Raw genomic sequence first — 11,912 nt, forward strand, 5'->3', positions numbered from 1 at the left:
TCAGGCCTGACGCTGGTGCTTGTCGATCTGCTCGTGACGCTCTTGAGCTTCGATGCAGTATTTGGTGGTCGGGCTGATCAGCAGGCGTTTCAGGCCGATGGCCTCGCCGCTGTCGTCGCACCAGCCAAAACTGTCTTCCTTGATGCGCTCAAGGGCTTGTTCCAGTTGCGGCAGCATGCGCTGGTCGCGATCGATCGCGTTCACCAGCCAGGTGCGCTCTTCTTCAACCGAAGCCGCGTCCGCCGGGTCGGCCGGAGTGTCCAGGCTTTCGATGGCGATACGGTTTTGCTCAATGCGCTCATGGGTTTCGACTTTCATGTTCTGCAACAGCTCAGTGAAGAAAGCGTGCTGCTCGGCATTCATGTAGTCATCTGCCGGCATGGCCAGCAACTTGTCCTTTGTCATTGATATCTCTATAAAAAAACGTGCATTAAGGCGAAATAGGGAGCGTTCCGGCGAACCGTGTCCGGTCGACGAAAAGGCATCGTTTATTGCAAACGCCACCCGGCACTCAATTTACGAAGGGGCGGCAGTCTAAGGCCCGTTTGAGGCCTCAGCAACTGTAAATACCGGGAATTTGTCCGACAAGCCCCGTAAACAGCTCTGACACAGGCGTCATGGCGGTCATCGGAGTGCGTTTATAGCAAGAAATTCAGTCCAACGGCTGTATATAGAAGACAAACGGCTAACCGAGCGGCAGTTGGTCGCATTTTTTTCAGCCATGCCGCCCGCGCAGTGCATCGTTTCAGCTGCGCAGACGCCGGAAATCTCCCCTGCCAACTCCCCGCACCCCGCCTATCATCAGGCACACCGTTAATAACTGTGGCGAGGGAGCTTGCTCCCGCTGGGTCGCGAAGCGGCCCCCAACTTTGGGCCTGCTGCGCAGTCCAGCGGGAGCGAGCTCCCTCGCCACAGTGTGATTTGATCAGCCTGAAGGAAGACTTATGCCCCGCCCCGATCTGCCGGCCAACGACGAGCCTGCCCTCGCCAGCCCCCCGATCAATGCCGAGCGTCTGCTGCAACTGATCACCGACGAATACGACACCCTGCCGCGCCAACTCAAACGCATCGCCAGCTACATAAGTCAGCAAAGCGAGCGGATCATGGTCGATCGCATCAGCGACATCGCCCGCGAATGCGAGGTGCATCCGTCTGCCATCGTGCGCTTTTCGCAGCGCTTCGGCTTCAGTGGCTTCAGCGAAATGCAGGCGCTGTTCCGCACCGCCTACACCCACAAAGCCTCGCCGGTACACAACTACCAGCAACGCATTCGCAGCATGATCGCCAACCAGTCGCAGCAGGCCAGCGACGGCGACCTCGCCCGCGAATGCATCGACGCCACCCGCTCCGGCATCGAACGTCTGGGCCGTGAACTCGACGACGTCGCATTCGAGAAAGCCGTCGACCTGATCGTCAACGCCGACAACATCTATGTGGTCGGCGTGCGTCGCTCCTTCGCCGTCGCCGACTACCTCGTTTACAACTTGCAACACACTCACAAGCGCATTCACCTGGTTTCCGGGCTGGGCGGCAGTTATCGCGAGCAGATGCGCAGCGTGCGTAGCGGTGATTTGGTCATCGCCATCAGCTTCACCCCCTACGCCAAGGAAACCCAACACTGCCTGCGCTACGCCCGCCAGCAACAGGCCAACACCCTGATCCTCACCGACAGCCACCTCTCGCCCTTGGCCAAAAACGCCAACAGCCTGCTGCTGGTGAATGAAGGCAGCGCACTGGCGTTTCGTTCGTTGAGCGCGACCTTGTGTTTGTGTCAGGCGTTGTTCGTGGCGGTGGCGTATCGGCTGGAATTGAATGTGGATGAGATTCACGAGCAGGCCGGTTTTGACGACTGACATTTGCCTCAGGCTCGGCTAGGTTATGCCTTCCCACCGGTTCGACTTGAAGGAACGCGTCATGAAACTGATCGGCATGCTGGACTCCCCTTACGTGCGCCGCGTGGCGATCTCCGCCAAACGCCTCGGCATCGACCTCGAACATGAATCGGTCTCGGTGTTCCGCCACTTCGAGCAATTCCAGCAGATCAACCCGGTGGTCAAGGCACCCACGCTGATCCTCGATGACGGCGTGGTCCTGATGGACTCCACCCTCATCCTCGACTACCTCGAAGCCGCCAGCGGCAACAGCCTGCTGCCGAGCGACCTCCAACAACGCGCCCACGCCCTGCGCCTGATCGGCCTCAGCCTCGCCGCCTGCGAAAAAGCCGTGCAGCTCTACTACGAACGCAACCTGCGCCCGGCCGACATTCAATACCAGCCGTGGGTCGAACGCGTCGAAGGCCAACTCGCCGCCGCCTTCACCGCCCTCGAACAGGAACTGGAAAAAACCGGCCTGCCCACCGACGGCACCCTCACACAGGCGGGCATCAGCCTCGCCGTCGCCTGGAGCTTCACCGGCCTTGTCGTCCCCGACCAGATCGACACCCGCCGCTACCCGCACATCGCCCAATACACCGCGTACGCCGAAACCCTCGAAGCGTTCGTCAGCACCCCGATGACCTGACCATGAGCGCCACCGACACCGCCGCCCCGGCGTTAAAGGAAATCTTCAACGCCGAACGCCTGCAACACATCGCCAGCGAAATGAGCGCCGTATACCCGGCATTCAAGGCCAAGGCGTTTCTCAAGCACGCCAACCAAGGGCTGGCGGAATTGTCGGTGATGCAACGCATGGCCCGCGTCAGCGAAAGCCTGCACGCCGTGCTGCCACTGGACTACGAAGATTCCCTCGAAGTCCTGCGCGAACTCGCCCCCCGCCTCAACAGCGGATTCGTCAGCATGTGCCTGCCGCACTACGTCGCCAGCTACGGCGGCCACGCCTTCGATACCTCGATGCAAGCGCTGAAATACTTCACCACCTTCGGCTCCTCCGAATTCGCCATCCGCCACTTCCTGCGCAACGACCTCGAACGCTCGCTGGAACTCCTGCACGACTGGACCCAAGACCAAAACCACCACGTCCGCCGCCTCGCCAGCGAAGGCACCCGCCCCCGCCTGCCCTGGTCATTCCGCCTCGAAGCCGTGCAAGCCAACCCGCAACTGACCGCCGGAATCCTCGATCGGTTAAAGGCAGACGAAAGCCTGTACGTGCGCAAGTCCGTGGCGAACCATCTGAATGACGTGACCAAAGAGCATCCGGCATGGGTGCTGGACACGATTGAAGGCTGGTCGCTGGAGAACAAACACACGGCATGGATTGCCAAGCATGCGTTGCGCAGCTTGATCAAACAGGGCGATCTGCGTGCGCTGACGGTGATTGGTGCGGGGGCCAAGGCTGAGGTTGAGTTGCTGGATGTGCGGGTTGAGCCGGCGGTGGTTCGGTTGGGTGAGGCGGTTACGTTGTCGTTTACGGTGAAGTCGACGGTGGCGCATGAACAGCGGTTGGTGATTGATTATGCGATTGACTATGTGAAGGCGAATGGCGGGGTGTCGGGGAAGGTTTTCAAGTTGAAGACGGTGGAGTTGGCGGGGTTTGGGGAGGTGGTTGTGGGGAGGCGGCAGGTGATTAGGGATTTTACGACGCGGAAGCATTTTTTGGGGCGGCATGGGGTTAGGGTTTTGGTTAATGGGGAAGGTTTGGGGATTGGTGAGTTTGAAATTAGTGCGGGAGGAGGCCTCGATTTTCGTTAATTTGGCAGCACTTAGACTCGCAGAAGCTCTCGAAAGATCTGCTTTGCTGCCTCGCAGCGATATGATTACAGCACCACAGACTAAAGGAATAGATTAATGACCGAAGTACGCGTTGATAAGATATACATTCAAAATTTTAAAAAAATTGAAGCCCAGGAAATAACACTTAAGCCAATCACCGTACTAGTTGGCGGAAACACTAGCGGCAAAAGCAGTATTCTCCAAGCAGCACAGCTCTGCACTTCACTAATGCAGTCCGCATTCATTGAGAATACAGGAAGAACTATAAAAAAGTTAAAAACACTAGCATTGGACGAAGTTTTTTACCGCCCAACAGAAAAACTCTTAAGTTTGAGGCATGGGGACGCCGCCAGTCAAACTAAAGGCTTCAAGCTTGGTTTTGAATGCACACTCACTGAAAAAGAAAAAAATCCGGAAACCCTATCTTTATCAGTTTCAGTAACCAGGGGTAAAAATGCAAACCTCGCCTTAAACTACGAGGGCGATGATAAACTAATGCCCACTATTGGCGATCGAGATTTACCTTTCTCAATTTTCACTCCAGGTCTTTCAGGCATCCCCCTGAAAGAAGAGTGGAAAACTAGGGGAGCCCTCGATGCCGCTGCAATGCACGGCGACGCGAACTTATATTTACGAACCCTTCTAGATCATCTTCTGCACAAAGACCTATCGGCTGAGGTAGTTACAGATTGGTGCAGGGGCGCCTTAGATATTGAAGACTTACCTGAGACATCATCCTGGCGCGCCTTCTGCTCTTTTTTAAATGACTGCTACCCCGGCGCTTACGTATACATCAAGCACAACAGTGCTAAAGATCGCTATATCGATGTAAGCGTAGAATATAGAGGACTAGAGTTCACGCTAGACTCAGCCTCAACCGGAATGCTGCAAGTAATTCAAATACTTGCCTACGCCTGCTTCTATGCACCGCCACTACTTTTGCTTGATGAACCTGACGCGCACCTACATGCAGATAGCCAAACTCGTCTGCACCGCGCCTTAAAATCACTTACTACAAATACGCTCACAAGAGTCGTACTGGCGACGCACTCACCTCAACTTCTCCAGCTAATGATGGACGACCTTGACATAAAGGTTATTTGGTTAGACTCCGGCAAGGAAGTATCAGTCCCATCAGGCCAACTCCCTGCGATCCCAATACTGATGGAGCTTGGGGCACTTGCACTTGGCGCACAAGCATTTGATCCAAAAAAATAAGCTCATTGTATTAACCGAAGATAAAGAAGCAGATTTTGTAAAGATTTTTGTTAAAGCCAACTATGCGGGAAATTTTGCTTGCCTGTCTTATCATGGCTGCGGAAACTTATCAGGTGCGAGGCAGCTCTCCGTACTACTAAGCGAACTTAGGCCCGACGCAAGAATCATCATACATAGAGATCGGGACTTTAGAACCAGCGAAGAAATGTCATTTGAACTTATACTAGCGGCCGCACGCTTCAACCTGGATGGGTGTGAGAGGACTTCTGAAATTTTCACGCCACTGAATGATATCGAACACTCATTTTTAAACCCAGACCACCTTAAGGAGGCTCTAAACAAGTTAGCAACACCACAACAGATCCAAGATGCACTAAAAAATGCATTGGAAATTAAGCGCGATGAGCTTACTGCTAAAATTCACTCAGCCAGAGAAGTCATCAAAAGAAACCTCTATGACTGTGAGAGAATGAAGAAAAAGGAGGAGAATAGACAAGCTTCTGGCATACCTACAAAGCCTCCAAAAAACAAAGAGTTTCTCCCTATAGATGGAAGACATCCCCTTGAAATTTCTCAATGTCATGGAAAAATTGCCTATCGCACGTTTATTGCAGAGCTTCACAAAATAATAAAAGGTGATAGTCGGCTAATAGAACCGAAGATCATGACCAGCACTAAATTTCTTCGAGATAAAAATTGGTACGAAACTTTGAACGACAAAGCCAAAAAACAGGGCTGACGAGTGACCAAACTAAAACTCCGTTTGAACCACCTCATCAATTAGTTTTTCAGGTGTTGCCCCGCCTTACGGCTGTACTACCCAGCCCAAGGTAGCAATCACTTGTTATTTTATCGCTCTGAAAATGGGGGCAAATTAGAATTGACCGCCTACGGTTTGCCCCATTTTTCAAAATATTCCGACTCGCATAACTCCATATGGAATACCGTAATTTCGAGGTTTCGATTCGACATCTCACTAACAGTTATGCGCCTACCGCCCTGGACTCTTGCTTTGGTTCGACCTTCTGCTTGGGCATTAGCGTCGTTCACAAGACAACGGCACAAGTTCGTACAAAGATTTACCGTTCAACAACTACCGTAAGTAAATCTGTCCGCTTCTGGACCAAATTTCTCCCTTGATGTTATAGTCACGCGCACTTACATTCGATGAGGTTTTAAATGGAAGATTTCCCGCTGATTTTTGGTGTGATGGTGGGGGCAACTCCAGCGTTCCTTATACTTATGCTGGTAAAAGGGCAGGAGCCTTGGAGACTCACATCGCTTTTAGCAGGCATTGTCTTGATTTTTGAGGCCACTTTAGTTTTAGGTATGATGACGGAATTCTCTTCGATATTTAGCTTTCTAAAAAACAAAGGGACAATGACAGAAGAAATGATTGAGCATGCCCAACGTAACAATTCGCTGTGGATCATAATGTTCCCAGCTATAGTCGGGGCAATAGGAGCAAACTATGTAACCGCTTGGTTTCAGTCTAAAAAACCATGACATAAAAGTGGATATAAGAAAAGCAGGAGAAAAGCGAAGAAAAAAGGGAACGTATTTATTTTTTGCTGATATTTACGACGCCTGTTGCTTTATCGTCACCCAGTTGGTAGAGGTCCTAAAAGACGCGGTCCGCCTCTATCGTGCTTAAAGGTTGGACGATAAAAATCATCCGCACCGTCCCAAGTCACCTAATTGAAGCCACGGCGCGCCTCGTTAGAAGCGGTATTCAGGGCGGTCATGGAAACCCAAAGTACGTTACTTACCAGCTTTCGTAAGGAATGCCGAATTTCTTGATATACCGCCTGGACTTTTCGCTGACGGGATACGCATAGCGCCCTTGGTTCTTTCCTTGGCTAGGCCCCAGCGGCTCAACCTCTGCCTGCGCTCTGGCGACTTTGACAGGGCGATGGCACTCGTCCCGAACAAAAACTTGTACAACGCCCCCGGGCGCCAATCCCAGATAAATAGATGCGCTGTAGCTGGCCTGTTCCTCTGGTGTTTCCGGGCACCGCTGACTGACCGATTGCACCATCAGTTGCCTCGCCTCTTCAGTCACATCCACCCAAACCTTATAGGTCTGCGGTTCGACAATGGATTGCCAGCGCACGTAAATGCGTTTGGGCAAGACAGCGCCAATCATTGGTTTCGCAGCCGCGCCTACCGCATGCCAACCGCGCGCGGACTCTTTACCATTTTCTGGCTCCCCGCCAGCGGCCGTCCCTCCTCCCGTCCGCGTGAATAGCTTGCCGTTTATGTCTTCGACGGCACTGTCCTCAACCCAAACCTTCATGTAATAGGGTTCGGTGAACGCAAGCTCCCACGAATCGGATTTCGGGTCGTTTTTTACGGATAGCGAAGAGGCAGACTGGCAGCCGCTCAGGAACAACATGCATACCGCCACAATGCATAGCTTCATTGGTTTACCGCTTACCAACTCCCGTAAGGAATGCCGAATTTCTCGATATATCGCTTGGACTTTTCACTGACAGGATAAGCGTAACGCCCTTGGGTTTTACCTTGGCTTGGACCTAGCGGTTCGATTTCAGCTTGGGCTTTAGCCACTTTGATTGGATGGTGGCAGGAGTCTCTAACCCATACTTGTACGACACCTCCGGGAGCCAATCCCAAGTAGACCGAAGATATATAGGTAGCTTTTTGGTCCGGGGTTTTCGCACAGCGCTGGTTGACCGAGGTCATCATCAATTGTCTGGCTTCTTCGGGTATGTCCACCCATGCGCGATAGGTTTGAGGCTCCACGATGGACTGCCAGCGAACGAAAATTCGTTTTGGGAGATCAGCGCCTACTACTGCTTTGGCAGATGCACCCACTCCGTCCCAACCTCGGGCCGATTCTGTACCGTCTTCAGGCTGCCCGCCCGATGCAATTCCACCGCCAGTGCGTAGAAACGTCTTGCCCTTTATGTCTTCCACGGCGCTGTCTTCAACCCAGACCTTCATGTAGTTAGGTTCGGTAAAACCGAGTTCCCACCATGGAGATTTAGGGTCGTTCTTTGCTGAAAGCGGATCGTTTGACTGGCACCCGCTGATCAACAGAACACAAAGCATCGCTGTAAGTAGTTTCATCAGGTGACGGTTACCAACTCCCAAACGGAATGCCGTACTTGTCGATGTAGCGCTTGGCCTTCTCACTCACCGGATAGGCATAGCGCCCGCCGTGCTTCCCCTGCTCCAGGCCTAGCGGTTCAAGTTCGCCCTGGGCATGAGCGACTTGAATCGGGCGATGGCATGAGTCTCTGACCCATGCTTGAAGTACCCCACCCGGGGCGAGCCCCACGTAAAGCGAAGCCATGTACCGAGCGGTCCTTTCAGGAGTTTCCGGGCAACGCTGGTGTGTTGAATCCACCATCAATTGCCTCGCTGACTCTGGAATTTCAATGAAACCCTTGTAAGTTTTCTGCTCTGATATGGACTGCCAACGAACGAAGATGAGCTTGGGAAGATCGGCACCGGTTACCGGAATACCGGAACCACTGACCGTCCCCCAACCACGGGCTGACTCTGTGCCATCTTCTGGTTCACCTCCGGCAGCGGTGCTTCCGCCCGCCTTGAAAAAAGTCCTGTTATTGATGTCCAGAACTGAGCTGTCTTCCACCCAAACCCTCATGTAATCAGGTTCAGTGAAAGCCAGCCCCCACCAATCGGATCTCGGATCATTCTCGGCTGAAAGTGGATCCGTAGTCTGGCATCCAGCTACCAGTAGAACGCTCAAAATTAATATGAATTGCTTCATTCGCGGGCGGGTTACCAACTCCCGTACGGTATGCCGAATTTATCGATATACCGCTTGGACTTTTCGGTGACGGGATACGCATAGCGCCCTTGGTTCTTACCTTGACTAGGCCCTAGCGGTTCAACCTCTGCCTGTGCTCGGGCGACTTTAACAGGATGGTGGCATGAGTCTCTGACCCAGACTTGCACGACACCTCCGGGAGCCAGGCCCAGGTACAGAGACGCGTTATAGCGCCCCTCTTGTTCAGGTGTTTTGGCGCAGCGCTGATTGACGGATTCAAGCATGAGTTGCCTGGCTTCCTCTGGGATATCTATCCAGACCTTGTACGTTTGCGGTTCAACAATGGATTGCCAACGGACATAGATCCTTTTGGGAAGATCAGCACCTACAACATTTTTTCCGTTACTTCCCACGCCGTGCCAACCTTGAGCAGATGCTGTTCCATCCTCTGGCTGCCCGCCTGAGGCGGATCCACCTCCGGTGCGCAGGAATACTCTGCCTTTAATGTCTTCGACCGAAGTGTCCTCAACCCAGACTTTCATGTAGTTGGGCTCGGTAAAGCCTAGTTCCCACCAAGGAGATTTGGGGTCGTTTTTGGCTGATAGCGGATCACTTGAGTCACAGCCGCTAATCAATAGGGCAAAAAGTATCGTTGGAAATCTTTTCATCGGACGACGGTTTACCAACTCCCGTACGGAATGCCGTACTTATCGATATACCGCTTAGCCTTTTCGCTCACAGGATAAGCATATTGACCGCCGTTCTTGCCCAACTCTGGCCCCAGCGGCTCCAACTCAGCCTGAGCGCGAGCGACTTTAACTGGGCGCCGACAAAGGTCTCTCACCCACACCTGCACCACTCCACCCGGTGCGAGTCCCAAATAGACCGAGGCCATGAAACGTGCCGTTTTCTCGGGGGTCTCCGGGCAACGTTGGTGGGTAGACGTCACCATCACCTGTCTGGCCTCCTCAGGAATATCTACCCAAGCACGGTAGGTTTTTTGTTCCGGTATCGATTGCCAGCGGACGAAGATGCGCTTGGGTAACCCTGCCCCGATAACCGGTTTGCCTGTGCCTCCGACACCAATCCAACCGCGCGCAGACTCCTTGTCATCATTCGGTTCTGCACCGCTGGCGTTCCCTCCCCCGGCACGTAGAAAAGTTTTACCGTCGATGTCCTCCACGGAGCTGTCTTCAACCCACACGTTCATAAAATTGGGTTTGATAAACGCCAGTTCCCACCAAGGGTACTTAGGATCGTTTTCTCCGGAGTTGGAGCTTGTTGCGTTACATCCGGTGAAGGCCAAAATGCTCAACAGAGCTACGAGTATTCTCATTACCAAAGCTTCCAATCAGCTACGTGAGGATGCTGCACGCGAATGCCATCCTCCGTGGGTGCGTTGATGTAAACAGCTCGCAAACCGCTGCCGTCCCGCCTGCCTTGGGGGTGGTTCCAGTTGGCAGAGGTGTGGATGTATTTCAGTTTCAGCAATTGTTCGTCATCGGGAGAGGTGGTGTAGTCGCCGGCGACGAATCTGTCACAGATCGATTGCAGCTCTTGGGGAACGGCATATTCCGTACGCCCAGGTATATCGGTGAAGGGAACGCCTTTCTCCTTGGCCAACTGATACATCACTCTCAAATAAACCGTGGAAAGTTTACCGCTGACCGGGCGTTTGAGTTGCAATCCCGCGTACACGCGTTTTTGTTTGGGTCCGAACCGATCTTGTGGGTCGGGCGGCAATGCGAGCGCCGCTGGCGTTACGACCTCCAGCATGTGTGCAGGCCAGCCCTTGGCTATCCACTGACTTTTTACTTGAACGGCATCTTGGTAGATCGAAGTCGTTTTGACGTCCGTGTTGCTCCATACATCAAGAGTTTGCATGGGGCTGATCAAAACACATTCTTCGACCTCATCGAGGTAGCTGCCTCCGATGTCCGAGTGGACGCCAGGACATGTGTATTCGGGATAGTCAGGTTTGACTCTGCTGAGTGCGAAGTTAGCCCGACATTCGTCACGGGCCACCAAATGAACGACATCTTTGAAGAAACGTCGATCAAGGTACAGTTTTACGCCAGGAGCGATTGGGCTCGACACCCTACCCAAATTCGTGAAGCCAGCGATTGACGCTACCGTATCGAACAGGCCGATAAACCCCATGTTGATGCTACTACCGTACTGATCAACGAACGTACGACTGAAGTTGTTGGCGTAAGTCGTCAATGAATCCCTTAACGGCCCCTGCTTGCCTCTTACAATTTCATTTGCAAAATGGCGAGCGGCGGCTGCACCTCGACTGAAACCGAAAGTGTCAAAGGTGATTGACGCAATTTCACTGTTCGGATTTTCCTGAAGAGCATCCTCGATGATTTGCTTGATGAAAGTAAACGAAGTCTGAACACGCCCCACGACTCCCGTCTCTCCCCGCCCAGTGCCTTGGCTGACGACGCTGTCCTTCTCGTTGGATCGAGTACCAATGCCTTCAATATAAACGGGTCGTGAGACCTGTTTTATCGAACCCTCTCCTTCTGCAATCGGAGCTTCGTAATACAGGTCGGCAAGTTTTTTTATATTGGTCGCGCCAGCACCATAGCTACTGTCGGGATCCCTCATATAGGGCTGACAGCTAGCAGGAATATCCTGCGGCGCAATCGGATGCTGCGCACCGCACAGCAGCCCCGCCGCCGTGTTATTCGCATTGTTACCAGTACCATCAAAGAACACCCCAATCCTCAACGCAATGCCGATTTTCTCGGGCTCGCGCGCGGGCTCTTTCCCATGCTTCTCATACTCAGCCCAACGCTGGGCATGAATATCGACGGGTTTGGCTTCTTCGTAGCGGTAGTTTTTCGGGGGGTTGGGAACGTAGCCACTCAATCCTTGATTCCTTGTTCTGATCCTTGAAGAACGGGCCGAAGGGTGACAGCCGAGGCCTGGAGGCGCAAGGCGTGGCTCTGTGCCAGCCCGGTTGGGATTGCCGGGTGCGACGAGGGTTTGGGCTCGTCGCACCGGGGTGGTCAGTGGGCGATTTCGACGTTGTCGAGAGCCTGGTTTACGGCGAGTTCGCCGAGCATGACGACTTGGGCGATGCCCAGTGCGGTTTTGCGGTGGGAGGTGTCGAGTGTGGCGGCGAAGTTGTTGAGCATTTCGCTGGCGGAGCCGAGGGTTTCGCTGGCGTTGGCGAGCAGGGATTCGGTGTTGCACTTCGGGTTGGCGAGGTACATAGGTTCGGGACTTTGGTGGCTGGCCATGATTTGGCTGGCCGGGGT

The 11,912-nt window shown here is 53.4% G+C and carries 14 protein-coding genes; 6 read left to right on the forward strand and 8 right to left on the reverse strand.

The genetic code is table 11. The features are described from left to right. On the reverse strand, positions 1-405 hold the full coding sequence (locus tag HXW87_RS19740; RefSeq protein WP_003225981.1) for a TraR/DksA family transcriptional regulator: 405 nt from the start codon (positions 403-405) through the stop codon (positions 1-3). A 539-nt stretch (positions 406-944) separates the two neighbouring features. Between HXW87_RS19740 and HXW87_RS19745 the strand changes: the two genes are divergently transcribed. The 6 genes from HXW87_RS19745 to HXW87_RS19770 all read left to right on the forward strand — a co-directional run bounded on the left by HXW87_RS19745 (position 945) and on the right by HXW87_RS19770 (position 6,392). After that, positions 945-1,853 carry a MurR/RpiR family transcriptional regulator gene (locus HXW87_RS19745; RefSeq protein ID WP_239777546.1) on the forward strand — a complete coding sequence of 303 codons (909 nt, stop codon included), beginning with the start codon at positions 945-947 and terminating at the stop codon, positions 1,851-1,853. 61 nt (positions 1,854-1,914) lie between these two features. Then, positions 1,915-2,520, forward strand: coding sequence for a glutathione S-transferase (locus HXW87_RS19750; protein WP_182401261.1), 606 nt, complete (start codon positions 1,915-1,917; stop codon positions 2,518-2,520). Between the two features lie 2 nt (positions 2,521-2,522). Further along, on the forward strand, positions 2,523-3,647 hold the full coding sequence (locus HXW87_RS19755; protein ID WP_239777547.1) for a DNA alkylation repair protein: 1,125 nt from the start codon (positions 2,523-2,525) through the stop codon (positions 3,645-3,647). Between the two features lie 96 nt (positions 3,648-3,743). After that, the gene (locus tag HXW87_RS19760; protein ID WP_239777548.1) at positions 3,744-4,886 is read left to right on the forward strand and encodes an ATP-binding protein; all 1,143 of its coding nucleotides are present in this window, start codon (positions 3,744-3,746) and stop codon (positions 4,884-4,886) included. Further along, a complete protein-coding gene (locus HXW87_RS19765; RefSeq protein WP_239777549.1) occupies positions 4,849-5,625 on the forward strand; it encodes a hypothetical protein in 777 nt (258 codons plus the stop codon). Before HXW87_RS19760 ends, HXW87_RS19765 begins: the two co-directional genes overlap by 38 nt. A 440-nt stretch (positions 5,626-6,065) precedes the next feature. Continuing rightward, positions 6,066-6,392 carry a hypothetical protein gene (locus HXW87_RS19770; protein ID WP_239777550.1) on the forward strand — a complete coding sequence of 109 codons (327 nt, stop codon included), beginning with the start codon at positions 6,066-6,068 and terminating at the stop codon, positions 6,390-6,392. Positions 6,393-6,651: 259 nt separating this feature from the next. Here HXW87_RS19770 and HXW87_RS19775 read toward each other — a convergent pair whose 3' ends face one another. The 7 genes from HXW87_RS19775 to HXW87_RS19805 form a co-directional block, all read right to left on the reverse strand. Beyond that, complete coding sequence (locus tag HXW87_RS19775; protein ID WP_239777551.1) at positions 6,652-7,308, reverse strand: DUF2931 family protein; 657 nt, start codon at positions 7,306-7,308, stop codon at positions 6,652-6,654. Between the two features lie 11 nt (positions 7,309-7,319). Next, the gene (locus tag HXW87_RS19780; RefSeq protein ID WP_239777552.1) at positions 7,320-7,976 is read right to left on the reverse strand and encodes a DUF2931 family protein; all 657 of its coding nucleotides are present in this window, start codon (positions 7,974-7,976) and stop codon (positions 7,320-7,322) included. A 10-nt stretch (positions 7,977-7,986) separates the two neighbouring features. Beyond that, positions 7,987-8,643 (reverse strand): DUF2931 family protein, encoded by a 657-nt coding sequence (locus tag HXW87_RS19785; RefSeq protein WP_239777553.1) that lies wholly within the window; start codon positions 8,641-8,643, stop codon positions 7,987-7,989. Positions 8,644-8,654: 11 nt separating this feature from the next. Then, complete coding sequence (locus HXW87_RS19790; protein WP_239777554.1) at positions 8,655-9,311, reverse strand: DUF2931 family protein; 657 nt, start codon at positions 9,309-9,311, stop codon at positions 8,655-8,657. Positions 9,312-9,322: 11 nt separating this feature from the next. After that, positions 9,323-9,979 (reverse strand): DUF2931 family protein, encoded by a 657-nt coding sequence (locus HXW87_RS19795; protein ID WP_027614309.1) that lies wholly within the window; start codon positions 9,977-9,979, stop codon positions 9,323-9,325. After that, on the reverse strand, positions 9,979-11,520 hold the full coding sequence (locus HXW87_RS19800; protein WP_145596806.1) for a DUF2235 domain-containing protein: 1,542 nt from the start codon (positions 11,518-11,520) through the stop codon (positions 9,979-9,981). Before HXW87_RS19800 ends, HXW87_RS19795 begins: the two co-directional genes overlap by 1 nt. Before the next feature lie 140 nt (positions 11,521-11,660). Then, positions 11,661-11,912: DUF6124 family protein (locus tag HXW87_RS19805; protein WP_239777555.1), on the reverse strand; the 252-nt coding region annotated here is incomplete at its 5' end.

The sequence above is a fragment of the Pseudomonas sp. Y5-11 genome, assembly GCF_022368695.1.
Classification (GTDB): Bacteria; Pseudomonadota; Gammaproteobacteria; order Pseudomonadales; family Pseudomonadaceae; genus Aquipseudomonas; species Aquipseudomonas parakoreensis.

What these genes read in the sequence shown, in the direction of transcription:
- HXW87_RS19755 (WP_239777547.1), top strand. Translation starts at nt 2,523, where the DNA reads ATGAGCGCCACCGACACCGCCGCCCCGGCGTTAAAGGAAATCTTCAAC.
- HXW87_RS19780 (WP_239777552.1), bottom strand. Translation starts at nt 7,976, where the DNA reads ATGAAACTACTTACAGCGATGCTTTGTGTTCTGTTGATCAGCGGGTGC.
- HXW87_RS19795 (WP_027614309.1), bottom strand. Translation starts at nt 9,979, where the DNA reads ATGAGAATACTCGTAGCTCTGTTGAGCATTTTGGCCTTCACCGGATGT.
- HXW87_RS19750 (WP_182401261.1), top strand. Translation starts at nt 1,915, where the DNA reads ATGAAACTGATCGGCATGCTGGACTCCCCTTACGTGCGCCGCGTGGCG.
- HXW87_RS19745 (WP_239777546.1), top strand. Translation starts at nt 945, where the DNA reads ATGCCCCGCCCCGATCTGCCGGCCAACGACGAGCCTGCCCTCGCCAGC.
- HXW87_RS19760 (WP_239777548.1), top strand. Translation starts at nt 3,744, where the DNA reads ATGACCGAAGTACGCGTTGATAAGATATACATTCAAAATTTTAAAAAA.
- HXW87_RS19790 (WP_239777554.1), bottom strand. Translation starts at nt 9,311, where the DNA reads ATGAAAAGATTTCCAACGATACTTTTTGCCCTATTGATTAGCGGCTGT.
- HXW87_RS19770 (WP_239777550.1), top strand. Translation starts at nt 6,066, where the DNA reads ATGGAAGATTTCCCGCTGATTTTTGGTGTGATGGTGGGGGCAACTCCA.
- HXW87_RS19785 (WP_239777553.1), bottom strand. Translation starts at nt 8,643, where the DNA reads ATGAAGCAATTCATATTAATTTTGAGCGTTCTACTGGTAGCTGGATGC.
- HXW87_RS19775 (WP_239777551.1), bottom strand. Translation starts at nt 7,308, where the DNA reads ATGAAGCTATGCATTGTGGCGGTATGCATGTTGTTCCTGAGCGGCTGC.
- HXW87_RS19740 (WP_003225981.1), bottom strand. Translation starts at nt 405, where the DNA reads ATGACAAAGGACAAGTTGCTGGCCATGCCGGCAGATGACTACATGAAT.